The organism is Microbispora rosea (assembly GCF_044460045.1).
GTDB classification, from domain to species: Bacteria; Actinomycetota; Actinomycetes; order Streptosporangiales; family Streptosporangiaceae; genus Microbispora; species Microbispora rosea.
Genome location: NZ_JBITJO010000018.1, coordinates 1 through 18,196, shown reverse-complemented (window position 1 = coordinate 18,196; position 18,196 = coordinate 1). Strand labels below are relative to the sequence as shown.

The window sequence follows — 18,196 nt, the reverse complement described above, 5'->3', positions numbered from 1 at the left end:
CGTCAGTCGTCGTCTTCGTCCAGGCGCGCGAGCCAGGTGGCCAGCCGCTCGACGGGCACCTCGAACTCGGGGTTGAGGTCCACGAACTCACGCAGCCGCTCCGCGAGCCAGCCCACGCTGACCTCCTCCTCGCCGCGGCGCTCGACGAGCTCCTCGATCCCCCTGTCGGTGAAGTACATACCTCGCTCCAGTGAATGACCTGATCATGGAGAGAGGCCCCCCACGGGCGTGGGGGACCTCCTCAGTGGTACGGAATCCTCGCTCAGCCGAAGATCTCGTCCAGGATGCCGCGCAGCTCCTCGTCGTGCTTGGAGTGCGAACCGACGGCCGGCGAGGAGTTCGGCGTACGCGAGACCCGGCGGAAGGTGCGGCCCCCGAGCAGGTCGGGCTTCTCCACCATCTTCAGGCTCAGGTAGGGCCACGGGCCCATGTTGACGGGCTCGTCCTGCGCCCAGAGCAGCTCCGCGTCCGCGCCGTAGCGGGCCAGCTCGGCCTTGAGCGGGTTCTCCGGGAACGGGTAGATGCGCTCCAGGCGCACCAGCGCCACGTCCTTCCTGCCCTCCTTCTCGCGCCGCGCGAGCAGGTCGTAGTAGATCCTGCCCGAGCAGACCACGACCTTGCGGACCGCCGACGGGTCCACCGTCGAGTCGCCGATGACCGGGCGGAAGGCGCCGGAGGTGAACTCCGAGGTGGCCGAGGCCGCCGCCTTGAGCCGCAGCAGCGACTTGGGCGTGAACACGATGAGGGGCTTGCGCCGCTCCGACAGCACCTGCCAGCGCAGCAGGTGGAAGTAGTTCGCCGGGGTGCTCGGCTGCGCCACCGTCATGTTGTCCTGCGCGCACATCTGCAGGTAGCGCTCGATGCGGGCGGAGGAGTGGTCCGGGCCCTGGCCCTCGTAACCGTGCGGCAGCAGCAGCACGACCGAGGAGCGCTGACCCCACTTCTGCTCGCCCGACGAGATGAACTCGTCGATGATCGACTGGGCGCCGTCGGCGAAGTCGCCGAACTGCGCCTCCCAGGCGACCAGGGCGTCCGGGCGGACCACGCTGTAGCCGTACTCGAAGCCCATGGCTGCGAACTCGCTGAGCAGCGAGTCGTACACGTAGAACTTCGTGGTGCCCTGGTTGAACGTCTTGAGCGGGGTGTGCTCATCGCCCGTGACGCGGTCGACCAGCACGGCGTGCCGCTGGCCGAAGGTGCCGCGCCGGGAGTCCTGACCGACCAGGCGGACCGGGTGGTCGTCGATGAGCAGCGAGCCGAACGCGAGCAGCTCACCGGTCGCCCAGTCGATCGCGTCCTCGGAGACCATCGCGCCGCGGCGCTGGATCACCGGGGCGAGACGCGGGTGGACGGTGAAGCCCTCGGGCAGGTTGAGCTGGGTGTCGATGACCCGCTTGACGACCTCCTCCGAGATCGCCGTCTTGGTGTCCTCGTGCGACCACGGGATCAGCTCGTCGGGCTCCGGAACCCGGACCGCGCCGGGCGCCGGCGGCTGCTTGACGGCCTCACGGGTCTCGGTGAAGGCCCGCTCAAGCTGCTCCTGGTAGTCGCGCAGCGCCTGCTCGGCCTCCTCGACCGTGATGTCCCCGCGGCCGATGAGGGCCTCGGTGTACAGCTTGCGGGTCGAGCGCTTGGCGTCGATGAGGTCGTACATCAGCGGCTGCGTGAACGCCGGGTTGTCGCCCTCGTTGTGACCGCGCCGCCGGTAGCAGACCATGTCGATGACGACGTCCTTGCGGAACGTCTGGCGGTACTCGTAGGCGAGCCGGCCGACCCGCACGACCGCCTCGGGGTCGTCGCCGTTCACGTGGAAGATCGGCGCCTGGATCATGCGCGCGACGTCGGTGGCGTACACGCTCGACCGCGAGGACGCGGGGGAGGTGGTGAAGCCGACCTGGTTGTTCACCACGATGTGGACGGTGCCGCCGGTGCGGTAGCCGCGCAGCTGGGACAGGTGCAGGGTCTCGGCGACCACGCCCTGACCGGCGAACGCCGCGTCGCCGTGGACGAGCACAGGCAGGACGGTGAAGCCCTCCTCGCCGCGCTCAAGCAGGTCCTGCTTGGCCCGGACCACGCCCTCCAGGACGGGGTCGACGGCCTCGAGGTGCGAGGGGTTCGCCACCACCGACGTGCTGATCTTGTTGCCGTCGACGGTCGTGAAGTCGCCGCTCGCGCCGAGGTGGTACTTCACGTCGCCGGAGCCGTGCGAGCTGCGGGGGTCGATGTTGCCCTCGAACTCGCCGAAGATCTGGGCGTACGACTTGCCCACGATGTTGGCGAGCACGTTGAGCCGGCCGCGGTGGGCCATGCCGATGACGACCTCGTCGAGGCGCTCGGCCGCCGCGTCGCTGATCACCGAGTCGAGCAGCGGGATCAGCGACTCGCCGCCCTCCAGCGAGAACCGCTTCTGGCCGACGTACTTGGTCTGCAGGAAGGTCTCGAACGCCTCGGCGGTGTTGAGCCTGCGGAGGATGTTCAGCTGCTCCTCGCGGCTGGGCTTGGAGTGCGGCCGCTCCACCCGCGCCTGGATCCAGGCCCGCTCCTCGGGGTTCTGGATGTGCATGTACTCGATGCCGATCGTGCGGCAGTACGAGTCGCGCAGCACGCCGAGGATGTCGCGCAGCTTCATCAGCGGCTTGCCGCCGAAGCCGCCCGTGGGGAACTCGCGCTCCAGGTCCCACAGCGTCAGGCCGTGCGACTGGATGTCGAGGTCCGGGTGCTTGCGCTGGCGGTACTCCAGCGGGTCGGTGTCGGCCATGAGGTGGCCGCGGACCCGGTAGGCGTGGATGAGCTCCAGCACGCGCGCGGACTTGGCGACGTCGTCGTCGTGGGTGGCCGAGATGTCCTGCACCCAGCGCACCGGCTCGTAGGGGATGCGCAGCGACTCGAAGATCTCGTCGTAGAAGCCGTCGGCGCCGAGCAGGAGCTGGTGGATGCGGCGCAGGAAGTCGCCCGACTGGGCGCCCTGGATGATCCGGTGGTCGTAGGTGGAGGTGAGCGTCATCACCTTGCTGATGGCAAGGCGGGACAGCGTCTCCGCCGAGGCGCCCTGGTATTCCGCGGGGTACTCCATCGCGCCGACGCCGATGATCGTGCCCTGGCCGGGCATCAGCCGCGGCACCGAGTGGACCGTGCCGATCGTGCCGGGGTTCGTCAGGGAGATCGTCGTGCCCTGGAAGTCCTCCACGCCGAGCTTGCCCGCGCGGGCCTTGCGCACGATCTCCTCGTACGCCACCCAGAACTGGCGGAAGTCCATGCTCTCGGCCTGCTTGATCGACGGCACCAGGAGCTGGCGGGAGCCGTCGCTCTTCTGCACGTCGATCGCGAGGCCGAGCCCGACGTGCTCGGGCTTGACGAGGACCGGCTTGCCGTCCACCTCGGCGTACGAGTGGTTCATCTCGGGCATGGACTTCAGCGCCCGGACGATCGCGTAGCCGATGACGTGGGTGAAGGAGATCTTGCCGCCGCGTCCGCGGGACAGATGGTTGTTGATGACGATGCGGTTGTCGATCAACAGCTTCGCGGGGACCGCGCGGACGCTCGTGGCCGTGGGAACGACCAGCGAGGCCTCCATGTTGGCGGCGGTGCGCGCGGCGGCGCCGCGCAGCTTCTCCTCGACCGCGCCGGCCGGGGTCTGCTGCTTGGCGGGCGCCTTGGCCTCGGGCTTCGCCTGCGGCTTCGGCTGCGGTGGCGCCGTCTGCGGGGCCGGGCTCACCGGAGCGGGAGCCTCTGGCGCGGCCGTCGCGGTCGCGCCGTTCGCGCCGACCGCGGACTTGGACGGAGCGGGCTTGGCCGTCCCGTTGTAGTCAGCGAAGAAGTGCCACCAGGCCTGGTCAACAGACTCGGGATCTTCGAGATACTTTTGGTACAACTCATCGACAAGCCACTCATTTTGCCCAAAGCTTGCCAGTGGGTTTGACCGCGACGACTCAGACGACACGGCGGAAATCGCCCTCTTCCGCAGATCGGCGTTGATGTTTGGTGAACCTGTCCAAGGCTACTCGCCTCACACACCGACGTGCGCCCCGGCGGGTCGCAGGTCCCGGCCCATCCTCCCAGGATCGATAAAACAGGTCACGCGCGGATAGCCCGTCTGGGTGGTGAGGTGTCCCTTACCCTCTGGTCACAACGACTGGTCAGCCGATGAGCCGCGACTCGATCCGGATATTGGGAGCTATATCGGACAGCATACCGGCAAGGTCGTCGCCCGCGGCGCGCAGCGCGTCGAGAGAGAGCGGTTCGAGGCGTTCCAGCAGGAAGAGGGCGTCCACCGTCTCCTCGGTGATCCTCGTCCTGACGCACTGCCGCCAGTTCCACCGCCGGCAGGTGACGCCCGCGTCGTCGCGCCACACCACCTCGCCGATCTCGGGGTCGCCCAGCGCCTCCTCCGAGGGCTCGTCTCCCGCGGCCCGCACCAGCCGGGCGGCGCCCTGGTAGCGGCGCAGGTCCTCGCCGCCGATCGGGAGGCCGTGCCGTACGGACACGCTGTTGTAGGCGTCCACCACCAGGTTGATCTCGGGGAGCGGCATCCGGCGGACCAGCGCGTCGACCGAAGGCCGGGTGCGCTGGGGCTTGGCGCCGAAGGCGCGGTAGGCCGCCCGCCAGGCCTCGATCCTCTCGTCGTCGAGCGGCACGGCGTCGGCCGCCGCGTCGGCGAGCCAGGCCCGCGAACGGTCGTCGGAGGGCCCGTTGCGCAGGCCGTACGCGCAGACCACCAGGACGGCGAAGTCCGGACGCAGCGCCGTGACGGCGTCGTCCACCCAGATGTCGTCGATCACGCCCGACAGCCTACGGCCACGCCCGCAGGGCGAGCGTCGCCGCCGCGTCGAGGCCGGCCCGGGTGGCGCCATCCCTGGCCTGGGTGGACGTGCCCTGGACGACGGACCTGTGACCCCCGTCAGGGGGCGGGGGAGCGGCCGCCGCCCGGCGTCCGGGGGCGAGGGCGGTAGAGTCCGGGCTCATGCCGGACACGCCACGTGTGCTCGCCGTACAGAACGGAGCGAACGGAGGTCCCGGGCGGTTCGGGGAATGGCTGGACGCCGCCGGGGTCGCCGTCGACGTGGTCACCGCCTTCGACGGTTCCGCCCTCCCACCGCGACTGGAGCACGACGGCCTGCTCGTGCTCGGCGGCGGTTACCTGCCGGACGACGACGACAGGGCGCCCTGGCTGCCGGCCACCCGCGCGCTCGTCGAGCAGGCCCTCGCCCGGTCGGCGCCGTTCTTCGGCATCTGCCTGGGCGGCCAGATGCTGGCCTCGGTCGGCGGCGGGAAGGTCCAGGGCGACGCCGGGGCGCCCGAGCACGGCAGCACGTCCATCACCATGAGGGCCGAGGCGGCGGACGACGTGGTCTTCGGCGGGCTGCCCGCGGCCGTCCCGGCGATCGAGAACCACATCGACGCCGTCACGGCCCTGCCGCCGGGCGCGGTGTGGCTCGCCGAGACCGAACGCTGCCCCTACCAGGCGTTCCGGCTGGGCGACCGCGCCTGGGGCGTGCAGTTCCACCCCGAGGTCGGGCCGGAACGCATCCGGAAGTGGGACGTCGAGCACACCCGCAGGCGGGGTCTCGACGTCGACGAGCTGTACGCCGCCGCCGTGACCGACGACCCGCTCTCGCGGGCCGCCTGGGGTGAGGTCGCCTTCCGTTTCGCCGCCTTGGTCAAGGAGGAACGCCCCCGACGACGCAGGGGGTGAATGGAACCGGCCGCCGCCCCTGCCGGGACGGCGGCCGGAGTCTTACCGATCCGGTGCGGATCGGGTCAGGCGCAGGCGGCGCCGTTCAGCGTGAACAGGTCGGGCGCGGGGTTGGCCCCCGGCGCGCCCTGGCCGTTGAAGCCGAAGGTGATCGACTGGCCCGGCCGGATGGTCTTGTTGTACGACTCGTTCCCGGCGGTCACGGTGGCCGCCTGCTGGGAGAACTTGGCGTTCCAGCCGATGTCGATCTTCTGGCCGCCCAGGAACGACCACTTCAGCGACCAGCCGTCGATCGCCTTCGTGCCGGTGTTCTTGAGCGTGATCTGGGTGGTGAAGCCCGTCGGCCACGAGCCGTGCGTGGTGTAGGTAACCTTGCACCCGCCCGGCGCCTTGACCGCGCCGTCGCCCTGGTCGGCGACGAACGCCGAGATCCACGACAGCGGCGAGTTCCAGTTGATCGTCAGCTCGTTGGTCGCCCAGGAGCCGATGTCGTCGATGTAGCAGAACTGCGCCACGCAGCCCTTGAGCTTCGCCTGGGCCACCGGGTCCTGGATGGCGGAGTTGGGGCCGCCCGCGAGCGTGCCGCGCGGCGGGTTCGGCAGCGAGGTGTCCAGCGAGTGGGCGTACCACCTGGTGTGCTGGTTCTTCGACGCCACCTCGCCGTAACCGGTCACGTACGACTGGTTGAGCGCGTTGCGGCCGAAGATGTAGTCGATGCCCTCCAGCACGCCGTCGCGGTACTTCACGTCGCCGGTGAGGTCGTAGGCCGTGGCGATGACCACCAGGTTGTTGACGACGATGCTGTTCGATCCCCAGTCGTAGGACGTCGTGGCGTACGGCAGGCCGTACGGGTGGGCCTTCAGCGCGGCGAGGTACTTGTCCGCGCCGGCCACCACCGAGGCGCGCACCTCGTCGCGTCCGGGCAGGGCGTTGGGCACGGTCGCCAGGTCGAGGCGGCCGAGCGCCGCGACGTTGCCCCAGTCCATGGCGCCCGTCTTCCAGATGTCGGCCGTGTGGTGCGGCGAGGCGAGGACGAAGTCCTTGTACTCCTTGTCGCCCGTCGTGATGTAGAGCTCGGCCGCGGCCCAGTAGAACTCGTCGCTGACGTTGGCGTCGTCGTAGGTGCCGCCGCCGACGCCGTCGGAGGGGGAGGCCAGCAGGTCCGGGTGCGCCTTGGCCGCCGTCCACGCCTTCTTCGCCGCCGCGAGGTTCTTCGCGGCGAACGCGGCGTCGTACGGCGCGAAGATCCGGGCCGACTGGGCGGCCGTCGCGGCGAGGTTGAGCGTGGCGGCCGTGGAGACCGGGTGCAGCTCACGCTTCTGCGAGTCGAGGTGCGGCAGCAGCGGCAGGCCGGTCCAGTTCTCGTCGTGGATCTTGTGGTGGACCATGCCGTCGGAGCGCTGCATCTTCAGCAGGAACTCCTGCTCCCAGCGGGCCTCGTCGAGCACGTCGGGGACGTCGTCGCCGCTCTCGGGGATGTTCAGGCTCCCGATCGGCTTGGCGGTCGCGGCGTTCTTGGTGCGCTCGAACTCGCTCATGAGCTGGGCGACCGAGATGCCGCCGTTGACGACGTACTTGCCGTGGTCGCCCGCGTCGTACCAGCCGCCGGACACGTCGAGGGAGTAGTCGCAGACGCCCGGCTGGCAGGGCACGTTCGTGTCGCCCTGGTTGGGGGCGACGCCCGCGTGGCCGGCGGGCCGGCCGTAGCCGGGACGCAGGGCGTCGTCGATCGCGATCCCGCTGCGCTGGGTGTAGTAGAACTTCAGCGCGTCGAGCTTGAGGCCGGCGTACGCGTCGGGCTTGATGTCGAACGGCCGGCTCGTCTCGCCGTCGGCGGTCAGCGTGTAGCCGGTCCCGGCCTTCGTGTACGCGCCGAAGTCGATCGAGTGGACGTTCTGGGCGGAGCTGGCGTCGACGCCGCGCGGGGTGGTCGTGCCGTGCGCGACCACGGTCCCGGCGGAGTTCTTGAGCTGCCAGGGCAGCGCCTCGGTGGCGTCGGTGACCACGGTGGCGTTCTTGGGGCCCTTGGGCAGGTAGGCCACCTGGTTCACGCGGACCCGGGGGCCGGTGTCGGGCGTGTAGACCTCAGGCGGCGCCCCGCCCTTGAGCGAGACGTTGTCCATGCAGAACCGCCACGCCGTCGCGCTGCCGCCGAGCTGGAAGACGACCTGCGCGTTGGGCAGGTCGACCGGCGAGGTGAACGTGTAGCTGTAGGTGTTGCCGGAGACGCTCAGCTCGGGGGCGGCCGACACGTACTGCGTGTAGGGGTCGACCGGGAGCTGGACGTACGCCCTGGCGACCTTCCCGGGGTTCGCGGTGGCGAAGAAGCTGAACGCGTAGGTCTCGTCCTTGACCAGCGGGATGTCGTTGACCCCGATGATCGCGTCCCAGGGGTTGGTCGTGCCCGCGGGGACGTCGGAGCAGAGCCGGCCGTCGGACAGCTCGAAGTTCAGGTTCTCGGTGTGCCACCACGGGTCGGTGGTGGTGTCGAACGTGCCGTTGGGGACCTGTTCCGGGCCCTCGTCCGCCGTGGCGGGAGGTGCGCCGGTCAGGCAGGCCGTGGCCAGTGCCGCCACGGCGAGGATGCCGATTCGTCTGAGCACAGTGGTCCTCGGGGAGAGTGGGAGCGCTCCCAAGGTGGGAGGCGACTCGCATGCTTCCTTCGGCTTTCCACGGGCGTCAACGATCGGGGCGGCGAGACGCGCCTGACCGGCCATTGCGAGGGGACGCGGCTGAAACTTACATTTCCGCAAAGAGACTTTTGCAAAACTATCTTTGCGAGGTTAGCGTCGGCCGTATGGATCACGAGGTCTTCCACGTCGACGATCCCCGCATTCTGAAGGCGGTGGCCCACCCGCTGCGGGCGCGGCTGCTGGGGGAGCTGCGCGCGAACGGCCCGGCGACCGCGACCGAGCTGGCCGGGCGCCTCGGGGAGAGCTCCGGCGCCACCAGCTATCACCTGCGCCAGCTCGCCAGGTATGGCTTCCTGGAGGCCGATCCCGACCGGCGCGACCGGCGCGAGCGCCGGTGGCGGGCGATCCACCGCTTCACCTCCTGGAGCGACGTGGAGATGGCCGCGACCGCCGAGGGCCGCGAGGCCGCGGCGTTCCTGCGGCGGCGTCAGCTCGAAAAGCTCACGGCCGACGTGGAGAACTTCGAGCGCGAGCGCGACCTGTGGAGCGAGGCGTGGGTCGAGGCCGCGGGGATGTCCGACGTGGTGGTGCGGCTGTCGCCGGCGACGGTGGCGTCCCTCTACGAGCGGGTGTCGGCCATGCTCCTGGAGGCCGCAGAGCGGGATCGGGACGACCCGGACGCGCGTCAGGTCGCGGTCCTGCTGGCGGCCCATCCGCGCCGGGACCCGGCGGCCGGTCATGAGTGAGCCGGTCGTGGGCGAGCCCGAGCGATCGCTCGCCGAGACGCCGCGGCCGGGCATGCGTGAGCACGGGCGCTACGCCGCGATCGAGTTCCTCACCTGGCTGCCGACCGGCCTCATGCTGGCGCCGATGGTGCTGCTGATGTCCGCCAGGGGGTTGGACATCGCCGAGGTAGGCCTGGTCAGCGGGGCCTACTCGGTCACGATCGTCGTGCTCGAACTGCCGACGGGCGGGCTGGCCGACGTCCTCGGGAGACGCCCGGTGCTCGCTGCGTCGGCCGTCGTCAGCGTGGCCGGACTGGTCGTGATGGCGCTGGCGCACTCGGTGTGGCCGTTCCTGGTCGCGTCCGTGCTCAAGGGCGCCGCGCGTGCGCTGTCCAGCGGGCCGGCGCAGGCGTGGTACGTCGACACCCTGCACGCCCGATACGGCCCGGCCGCCGACCTGAAGCCCGGGCTGGCGGCCGGCAACGTCGCGGGCTCGGCCGCCCTGGCGCTCGGCACGCTCGCCGGCGGCCTGCTCCCGCTGGCCGTACGCCGGGATCCGCTGGCCGCGCCGGTCTGGGCGGGGGCGGGGGCCGCGATCGTCCTCCTCGTGGCCGTGCTCGTGCTCATGCGCGAGCCGAGCCGTACGGGGAGGGGACCCGGCCGGGCGGCGGCACGGCTGGCCGAGGTGGTTCGCGACGTGCCGGTGACGATCGTCGCCGGGATCCGGCTCGGCCTGGCCGACCGCGCCCTCGGGCGGTTGCTGCTGCTGGCCGCCGGGGCCGGTGTGATGTTGAACAGCATCGAGCTGCTGACCCCCGGCCGCCTCGCCGCCCTGACCGGAGGATCCGAGACGGGCGGCGCGGCCTACAGCTTCGTGACCTTCGCCGGCTTCGCCGCCAACGCGCTCGGCAGTTCCCTCGCGCCGCCGGTCGCCCGGCTCGTCCGCGGCTCGGTCCGCGCGGCCGCCTCGGCCACGGTCGTCACGGGGGCGGCGGTCGTCGCGCTGGCCGCATCGACGGTCCTGCGGGGCGCGGCCGGGGTCGTCGCGACCGCGGCGGCCTACGTGCTCCTGTTCACCGCGCTCGCGGTCGCCTCCCTGCTCAGATCCGAACTGCTGCACCAGCGGGTCGCCGCAGAGCGCCGGGCCACCGTCATGTCGGTGGACTCCCTGCAGCTCCAGTTCGGCGGCATGCTCTCCTCGCTCTGCCTCGTGCCGCTGGCGGGGGTCGCCGGCGTGGGCCCCGTCTGGGCGCTCACCGCCGGGGTCGTCCTCGCCTCCGCGCTTCTGTACGTACGCCTCCCGGCCGGTCCCGCTCCGAGGCACCCCCAGTAGAACCAAATTCGGTAAGACGGCACAATCAAGCGGGCAGGGCGGCGAAAGGGGCGGGAGCCGGATGAGCAAGGTGATCGTGACCGCGGCGAACGAGGCGCAGCGCGCGGCGTGGCTGGGCGGGGGACTGCCCGAGGTCGAGCGAGTGCGGCCGGGGCTGTGGTCGATTCCCGTCCCGATCCCGATCAACCCGCTGCGCTACGTCCTGGTCTACGCCCTGGAGATCCCGGACGGGGTTGTGATCATCGACGCCGGATGGAACACCGAGGAGGCGTACGAGGCGCTCGTCGCGGGGCTCGCCACGGCCGGGTACGAGATCACCGACGTGAAGGCCGTGCTGGTCACGCACATCCATCCGGATCACTACGGCCTGGCCGGGCGGATCCGGGAGGCCTCCGGCGCCTGGATCGGGCTGCATCCGGCCGACGCCCGCCTCGTGCACGACCGCTACGACGAGTCGGCGATCGAGTCGCTCGTGCAGCGGGAGCGGTCCCTGCTGGTCAGGTGCGGGGTGCCGGACATGACGGCGCAGGAGCTCGCCGGGGCGTCGGTCATGGTGCGCCAGTTCGTCACGATGGCGACGCCCGACCGGCTCATCGAGGACGGCGACCGGCTCGACCTGCCCGGCTGGAACCTGCGGGCGATGTGGACCCCCGGCCACTCGCCCGGTCACCTGTGCTTCGTGGAGCCGGAGCGCAGGCTGCTGTTCTCCGGCGACCACGTGCTCGCCCGGATCACGTCGATGGTCGCCGTGCACCCCCAGTCGACGGCCAACCCGCTCGCCGACTACCTCGACGCGCTGCGGGCGGTGGGCAAGCTCGACGTCGAGGAGGTGCTGCCCGCCCACGAGTACCGCTTCCTGGAGCTGGCGAAGCGCGTGGACTACGTGATCGGGCACCACGAGGAGCGGCTGGCGGAGGTGCGGCGCGTCGTGGCGGAGGGCGACGGCTCCGCCTGCTGGGACATCGCCACCCGGCTCACCTGGTCGCGCAGCTGGGAGGAGATCCCCGCGTACATGCGGCGGGCGGCCAACAACGAGACGCTCGCCCACCTGGTGTGGCTGGAGCGGCGGGACATGGTCACCCGCGTGCCGGGCGAGCCCGACCTCTGGTACGCGCCGTCCGCCTGACGGCCGCCCGCGGCCATACCGTCGCACCCGGCGGCGACGACGTCCAGGACGGTGGTCACGGCGGCGACGTCGCCGTCTGACGCACCACGACACGGCACCGGCCGGCACCGCCGCCAGAGGTTAAAGTGCTACCAGAACCTTGTTCTCTTTATCGAAGGGTGGCGCCATGACGGCTGCTGAGGGGTCCGAGCTGAGGTTCGACGGAAAGGTCGCGATCGTCACCGGAGCCGGACACGGGCTCGGCCGGTCGCACGCGCTGCTGCTCGGCCGGCGCGGGGCGAAGGTCGTGGTCAACGACCTCGGCGGCGCCCTCGACGGCTCCGGCGCGTCCTCCGGCCCCGCGGCGGAGGTCGCCGAACTGATCGTGAAGAACGGCGGGGAGGCGGTGGCCAGCACCGACAACGTCGCCACCCCGGAGGGCGCGGAGGCGATCGTGCGGACGGCGCTCGACGCGTTCGGCCGCGTCGACGTCGTCGTCAACAACGCCGGCATCCTGCGCGACCGGTCGTTCGGGAAGATGACGGTCGAGGAGTTCGACGCCGTGATCGCCGTGCACGTGCGCGGCTCGTTCCTGGTCAGCCGCGCGGCGTTCCCGCATATGAAGGAGCAGGCGTACGGACGGATCGTGAACACCTCCTCGCCCGCCGGGCTGTTCGGCAACTTCGGCCAGGCCAACTACTCGACGGCCAAGATGGGCCTGGTGGGCCTCACCAAGACCCTCGGCATCGAGGGCGCGCGGGCGAACATCAAGGCCAACGCGATCGCCCCGGTCGCGTGGACGCGGATGACCGAGACGCTGCTGCCCGCGGAGTTCGAGAGCAGGTTCACCCCCGAGCGGGTCAGCCCGCTGGTGGCCTACCTGGCCCACGAGAGCTGCGAGACCACCGGCGAGGTGTTCTCGGTCGGCGCCGGGCGGATCGCCAGGGTGTTCGTGGCCGAGGGGCCGGGCTGGCGGACCGACGACCTCACCATCGAGGCGATCCGCGACAACTGGGAGGCCGTCATGGCCGAGCAGCCCTATCTCCCCACCACACTGGGCCAGCAGGCCGGCGCCTCCCTGCAGGCGATGCTCTGACCCTCCCTCGTCGCGCCGGCCGGGCCGTCAGAGCTCCTCGGCCGGCTCCTCGGCCGGGCCGATGAGATCGCGGGACAGGTCCCCGGGCCGCCGGGGTGCGGGCTCGCGGCCCGGCGGCTGCTTGACCCGCAGGTCAGGGAAGGGCGGCGGCGCGTTGCGCCGGGCCTGCGGCTGCGCGCCCAGCGTGAGCTCCTCGCCGTGGTGCGACAGCGTGAGCGGCGGGCCGTGCAGAAGCCGGTACGTCGTGCCGTCCTGGGTGATGTCGACCCGCAGCAGGCGGCCCCGGTAGCGGACGCGGAAGGTGAGCCTGGTGATGCCCGACGGCAGGCGGGGCGCGAAGCGGAGCCGCCCGTCGCGTGCCCGCATGCCGCCGAACCCGCCCACCAGCGCGATCCACGCCCCGGCGAGCGAGGCCATGTGGACGCCGTCGCGGGTGTTGTGCTCCAGGTCGCGCAGGTCCATCAGCGCGGCCTCGCCCAGATAGGCGTAGGCGAGATCGAGCTGCCCCACCTCGGCGGCGAGCACGGCCTGAGTGCAGGACGACAGCGAGGAGTCCCGCACGGTCAGCGCCTCGTAGTAGGCGAAGTTGCGCGCCTTCTGCTCGGGCGTGAACGCCTCGCCGCACAGATGCATGGCCAGCACGAGGTCGGCCTGCTTGACGACCTGCTTGCGGTAGAGGTCGAAGTAGGGGAAGTGCAGCAGCAGCGGATACTGCTCGGGCGTCGTGCCCGCGAAGTCCCACACGGCGTGCCCGGTGAACCCCTCGCTCTGCTCGTGGACCCCCAGCCGCTCGTCGTACGGCAGGGAGATGGCGGCGGCGCAGTCGCGCCACATCGCCGTCTCCTCCAGCGTGACCCCGAGCCGCTCGGCCCGGTCGAGGTGGCGTACGGCCGTCGCGGCGGCGGCCCGCAGGTTCCGCTGGGCCATGAGGTTGGTGAAGACGTTGTTGTCCGCGATGGCGCTGTACTCGTCCGGGCCGGTCACGCCGTCGATGCGGTAGAGGCCCTCGGCGTCGTGGTGGCCGAGGGCGCACCACAGCCGGGCGGTCGAGACGAGCAGCGGCAGGCCGATGTCCCGCTCGAAATCGGTGTCCTCGGTCGCGTCGACGTACCGCGTGACCGCGGCGGCGATGTCGGCGTTGACGTGGAAGGCCGCCGTGCCCGCGGGCCAGTATCCCGAGCACTCCTCGCCGTTGATCGTGCGCCAGGGGAAGGCCGCCCCGGCCAGCCCGAGCTGCTCGGCCCGCGCCTGGGCGAGGGGCAGGATCGAGGCGCGCCACGTCAGGGCGTCGGCGGCGGCCCGGGGGTAGGTGTAGGTGGCCACCGTCAGCACGAAGCTCTCGGTGTCCCAGAACGCGTGGCCGTCGTAGCCCGAGCCGGTCAGCCCCTTGCCGGGGATGGGCCGCCGCTCCAGCCGCGCGCCCGCCTGGAGCAGGTGGAACAGCCCGAAGCGCACGGCCTGCTGCACCTCGGCGTCGCCCTCGACCTCGACGTCCGCGCCCGCCCAGAAGTCGTCGAGGAAGGCGCGCTGCTCGGCGCACAGGCCGTCCCATCCGGTGAGCCGGGCCGCCGCCAGCGCCGCCACGACCTGGTCGTGCATCGCGGGCCTGGACCGTTTGGCCGACCAGCCGTAGGCGAAGAACTTGTCCAGCCGCAGCCGCTCGCCCGGCACGAGCCGGGTGGCGATCGTGACCCGGCTGACGTTGCCGCCGCCGTCGCACTCGACCCGGGTGCCGTCCGGGCCCTCGATCTCGTGACGCATCCCCGCGGCGACCCGCAGCCTGCTGGCCCGGGTGGAGTGGACCATGACGCACACGTTGTTGCGCGCGGTGACGTTCTCCTCCAGCACCAGCGGCGCCTCCAGCGCGGCGGCGGCGCGGGGGTCGGCGGTCGGCGGCGGCACGGTCTCGTTGGCCACCAGCTCCGACTGGACGACCACGTTGAGCGGCTGGTCCACCGGCTCCACCTCGTAGCGCACCGCGGCCACGGCCCGGTGGGTGAAGGACACGAGCCGGGTCGAGGTGACGCGCACCTGCGCCCCGGTCGGCGAGCTCCAGCAGGCCTTCCGGATGAGCGTCCCCGCCCGCAGGTCGAGGACCCGCTCGTGTGAGTGCAGCGTGCCGTAGCGGACGTCGAACGGCTCGTCGTCCACGAGCAGCCGGATCACCTTGCCGTTGGTGACGTTGACGACCGTCTGCCCGGACTCGGGGTAGCCGTAGCCCGCCTCGGCGTACGGCAGCGGGCGCAGCTCGTAGAAGGAGTTGAGGTAGGTGCCCGGCAGACCGAACGGCTCGCCCTCGTCGAGGTTGCCGCGCAGCCCGATGTGCCCGTTGGACAGTGCGAACACCGACTCGGTCTGGGCGAGCACGTCGGTGTGCAGGTGGCACTCCCGCACCGACCACGGCTCGACGATGAAGGCGGGATGCTTGATCATTTCTCGTCCAGCAGTTCGCAGAGGTCCGTCACCACCACGTCGGCGCCGTTGTCCCGCAGGGCCTGCGCCTGATGCCCGCGGTCCACGCCCACCACGACGGCGAAGCCGCCCGCGCGCCCGGCGGCGACCCCCGCCAGCGCGTCCTCGAACACCGCGCCCTCGGCCGGCGCGATCCCGAGCGCCTCGGCGGCGGCGAGGAACATGTCGGGCGCGGGCTTGCCCGCAAGCCCGCGCTCCTTGGCCACCTCGCCGTCGATCCGCGCGTCGAACATGTCGTCGATCCCGGCCGCGGCGAGCACGCGCACGGTGTTGGCGCTGCTGGAGACGACCGCGCGGCGCAGTCCCGCGTCGCGTACGGCGCGCAGGTAGCGCAGCGAGCCCTCGAAGACCTCCACGCCCTGCCGGTCGAGGATCGCCTGGACCAGCTCGTTCTTGCGGTTGCTCAGGCCGTTGACGGTGGGCATGCCCGGCGGGTCGTCCGGCCTGCCCTCGGGCAGGTCGATGCCCCTGGCCAGCAGGAACCCCCGTGTGCCGTCCAGGCGCTTCTTGCCGTCGACGTACCGCTCGTAGTCGCCGGCCTCGTCGAAGGGCACGTACGGCGTGTCGGTGGCGGCCGCCCGATCGCGCAGGTATTCGTCGAACATCTCCTTCCACGCCGCGGCGTGGATCCGGGCCGTGCGCGTGAGCACCCCGTCCATGTCGAACAGGCAGCCGCGCACCTCGTCAGGCAACCCCAGCATGCGCCCTCCAACCGTCCTCCTGCACTCCTACCCCGTCAGCCGTTCCTAACTTTTGTTGATTTCAGCGAAAGGTTGCATCGAAACGATAAAAGCTCTTCCCTGATCAGCGGAAAAGGGGTACGTTTCCAGCCAATCACCGGGACGCGGAGGCGTACGTGAAGAGGACGACCATCAGGCCGGAGAACGTCCATCAGGCCGCGCTCCTGCGTTTGCTGAGGGACGGCGGGCATTCCCGCGCCGAACTCGGCGACGTGGTGGACCTGTCACGCTCCAAGCTCAACGTCGAGCTGGACCGGCTGATCGAGCTGGGACTCGCCGAGCCCGACGGACTGGCCGCCTCACGCGGGGGCAGGCGCTCGGGACGCGTGCGACTTGCCCGCAACATCCGGTTCGCCGGGATCGACATCGGCGCCACCTCGATCGACGTCGCGGTCACCGACGGAGAGCTCAAGGTGCTCGGTCACCTGAGCGAGCCCTGCGACATAAAAGAGGGGCCCGCCTTCGTGCTCGACCGGGCCGTCGAACTGCTCGGCAAGCTGAGCAGGGACGGGCTGTTCACCGAACTCAGCGGCGCCGGCATCGGCGTCCCCGGGCCGGTGAGCTTCGCCGAAGGCGTTCCGGTGGTGCCGCCGATCATGCCGGGCTGGGACCGCTACCCGGTCAGGGAGACGGTCGGGCAGGCGCTGGGCTGTCCCGCGGTGGTCGACAACGACGTCAACATCATGGCCCTCGGGGAGCTGCACGCCGGTCTCGCGCGGCACGTCGGCGACTTCCTGCTCGTCAAGATCGGCACCGGTATCGGCTGCGGCATCGTGGTGGACGGGAAGATCTACCGCGGGGTGTCCGGCAGCGCCGGCGACATCGGCCACATCCGGGTGGACGACCTCGGGCCGGTCTGCTCCTGCGGCAACTCCGGATGCCTGGAGGCGTACTTCGGCGGCGCCGCGCTGGCGCGCGAGGCCGTCGTGGTGGCACGCTCGGGCGGCTCGCCCTACCTGGCCGAACGGCTCGCGGTCGCGGGCACGCTGACGGCCGAGGACGTCGCCGCCGCGGCGGCGCAGGGCGACGCGGGCGCGATCGGGCTGATCCGCGACGGCGGACGCCGGGTGGGTCAGGTGCTGGCGAGCCTGGTCAGCTTCTTCAACCCCGGCCTCGTGATCATCGCGGGTGGCGTGGCCAAGCTCGGCCACCTGCTGCTCGCGGAGATCAGAAGCGTCGTCTACCGCAGGTCGCTGCCGCTCGCCACCGGAAACCTGCCGATCGTGCTGTCAGAACTCAGCGACACCGCGGGTGTCATCGGCGCCACCCGCCTCATCAGCGATCACGTCTACTCCGCCAACTGATCATCGTTTGGGAGATCCCCATGGCCGACGAACACCCCCTGCTGCAGATGAGGGGGATCGTCAAGCAGTTCCCCGGCGTACGCGCGCTGGACGGTGTGGACCTTGAGGTCAGGGCCGGCGAGGTGCACTGTCTGCTCGGGCAGAACGGCGCCGGGAAGTCCACGCTTATCAAGATTTTGTCGGGTGCGCATGCGCCGGATGAGGGGGAGGTGCTGCTGGACGGTTCGCCGGTGCGGCTGGCGCCGCCGACCGCGGCGATGGGTCATGGCATCGCGACGATTTATCAGGAGCTCGACCTGGTGGACGGGTTGAGTGTGTCGGAGAACATTTTCCTGGGTCATGAGATGGCCAGGTGGGGGTTTTCGCGGCGGGGTGAGGCCGATCGGGCGACGGCGCGGTTGCTGGGGCGGTTGGGGCATGGGGAGATCCGGCCGCGTACGGAGGTGGGCCGGTTGTCGCCGGCGCACAAGCAGATCGTGAGTATGGCCCGGGCGTTGTCGCATTCGGCGCGGTTGATCATCATGGATGAGCCGTCGGCTGCGTTGGCGCATGACGAGGTGGCCAATCTGTTCCGGGTGATCCGTGATCTCACCTCGCAGGGGGTGGCGGTGATCTATATCTCGCATCGTCTGGAGGAGATCCGGGAGATCGGGGATCGGGTCACGGTGTTGAAGGACGGGCGGACGGTCGCGGTGGGTTTGGCGGCCAAGGACACGCCGACGTCGCAGATCGTGGCGTTGATGACGGGGCGGAATGTGGAGTATGTGTTTCCGCCGCGGCCGGACGGGGGTGCTCATGAGGGGCGTCCTGAGGTGTTGCGGGTGGAGAACCTGACGCTTGCGGGGCGGTTTGAGCAGGTGTCGTTCAATATCCGGGCGGGGGAGATCGTCGGGCTGGCCGGTCTGGTGGGTTCGGGGCGTAGTGAGATCGTCGAGGCGATCTACGGTGCGCGGCGGGCCAGTGGGCGGGTGGTGCTGGACGGTCGGGTAGTGCGTCCGGGTAGTACGACGCGGGCGGTGCGGATGGGGATGGGTCTGGCGCCGGAGGAGCGTAAGGCGCAGGCGTTGTTGCTGGATCATCCGGTGGCGCAGAACAT

Annotated in this window: 14 protein-coding genes; 7 read left to right on the top strand and 7 right to left on the bottom strand. The window is 70.9% G+C overall.

Annotation, left to right across the window (positions count from 1 at the left end; all coding sequences use genetic code 11):
• Window positions 1–2 precede the first annotated feature (2 nt).
• The 4 genes from ACIBK1_RS39485 to ACIBK1_RS39470 form a co-directional block, all read right to left on the bottom strand.
• A complete protein-coding gene (locus tag ACIBK1_RS39485) occupies window positions 3–179 on the bottom strand; it encodes a DUF6104 family protein (protein WP_167769298.1) in 177 nt (58 codons plus the stop codon).
• A gap of 83 nt (window positions 180–262) precedes the next feature.
• Window positions 263–3,940 (bottom strand): multifunctional oxoglutarate decarboxylase/oxoglutarate dehydrogenase thiamine pyrophosphate-binding subunit/dihydrolipoyllysine-residue succinyltransferase subunit, encoded by a 3,678-nt coding sequence (locus tag ACIBK1_RS39480; protein ID WP_030511463.1) that lies wholly within the window; start codon window positions 3,938–3,940, stop codon window positions 263–265.
• A gap of 196 nt (window positions 3,941–4,136) precedes the next feature.
• Window positions 4,137–4,778, bottom strand: a complete 642-nt coding sequence (locus ACIBK1_RS39475) for a B3/B4 domain-containing protein (protein ID WP_030511464.1) — start codon at window positions 4,776–4,778, stop codon at window positions 4,137–4,139.
• A 10-nt stretch (window positions 4,779–4,788) separates the two neighbouring features.
• On the bottom strand, window positions 4,789–4,962 hold the full coding sequence (locus ACIBK1_RS39470; RefSeq protein WP_396740772.1) for a hypothetical protein: 174 nt from the start codon (window positions 4,960–4,962) through the stop codon (window positions 4,789–4,791).
• Here ACIBK1_RS39470 and ACIBK1_RS39465 point away from each other — a divergent pair.
• Window positions 4,961–5,692 (top strand): type 1 glutamine amidotransferase, encoded by a 732-nt coding sequence (locus tag ACIBK1_RS39465; protein WP_030511465.1) that lies wholly within the window; start codon window positions 4,961–4,963, stop codon window positions 5,690–5,692. The two genes, ACIBK1_RS39470 and ACIBK1_RS39465, sit on opposite strands and share 2 nt — an antisense overlap.
• Window positions 5,693–5,757: 65 nt before the next feature.
• On the opposite strand, the gene ACIBK1_RS39460 is transcribed toward ACIBK1_RS39465, so the two are convergent.
• Entirely contained in the window at window positions 5,758–8,295 is a 2,538-nt protein-coding gene (locus tag ACIBK1_RS39460) for a glycoside hydrolase family 9 protein (protein WP_396740770.1), read from the bottom strand.
• A gap of 194 nt (window positions 8,296–8,489) precedes the next feature.
• Between ACIBK1_RS39460 and ACIBK1_RS39455 the strand changes: the two genes are divergently transcribed.
• From ACIBK1_RS39455 to ACIBK1_RS39440, 4 genes are all read left to right on the top strand, one after another.
• Window positions 8,490–9,071, top strand: coding sequence for a winged helix-turn-helix domain-containing protein (locus ACIBK1_RS39455; RefSeq protein WP_030511467.1), 582 nt, complete (start codon window positions 8,490–8,492; stop codon window positions 9,069–9,071).
• The gene (locus ACIBK1_RS39450; RefSeq protein WP_363528080.1) at window positions 9,064–10,383 is read left to right on the top strand and encodes an MFS transporter; all 1,320 of its coding nucleotides are present in this window, start codon (window positions 9,064–9,066) and stop codon (window positions 10,381–10,383) included. Before ACIBK1_RS39455 ends, ACIBK1_RS39450 begins: the two co-directional genes overlap by 8 nt.
• A 61-nt stretch (window positions 10,384–10,444) precedes the next feature.
• Entirely contained in the window at window positions 10,445–11,509 is a 1,065-nt protein-coding gene (locus ACIBK1_RS39445; RefSeq protein ID WP_051762499.1) for an MBL fold metallo-hydrolase, read from the top strand.
• A gap of 166 nt (window positions 11,510–11,675) precedes the next feature.
• Complete coding sequence (locus ACIBK1_RS39440) at window positions 11,676–12,584, top strand: SDR family oxidoreductase (RefSeq protein WP_030511470.1); 909 nt, start codon at window positions 11,676–11,678, stop codon at window positions 12,582–12,584.
• 27 nt (window positions 12,585–12,611) lie between these two features.
• Here the strand turns inward: ACIBK1_RS39440 and ACIBK1_RS39435 are convergent, their stop codons facing one another.
• Entirely contained in the window at window positions 12,612–15,017 is a 2,406-nt protein-coding gene (locus tag ACIBK1_RS39435; protein ID WP_396740767.1) for a glycoside hydrolase family 65 protein, read from the bottom strand.
• Window positions 15,014–15,757, bottom strand: a complete 744-nt coding sequence (locus ACIBK1_RS39430; RefSeq protein WP_396740765.1) for a beta-phosphoglucomutase family hydrolase — start codon at window positions 15,755–15,757, stop codon at window positions 15,014–15,016. The genes ACIBK1_RS39435 and ACIBK1_RS39430 overlap by 4 nt, the downstream gene beginning before the upstream one ends.
• A 155-nt stretch (window positions 15,758–15,912) precedes the next feature.
• On the opposite strand from ACIBK1_RS39430, the gene ACIBK1_RS39425 reads away from it, so the two are divergent.
• On the top strand, window positions 15,913–17,100 hold the full coding sequence (locus ACIBK1_RS39425) for an ROK family protein (protein WP_030511473.1): 1,188 nt from the start codon (window positions 15,913–15,915) through the stop codon (window positions 17,098–17,100).
• Window positions 17,101–17,120: 20 nt separating this feature from the next.
• On the top strand, window positions 17,121–18,196 hold a 1,076-nt coding region (locus ACIBK1_RS39420; protein ID WP_396740763.1), incomplete at its 3' end, for a sugar ABC transporter ATP-binding protein.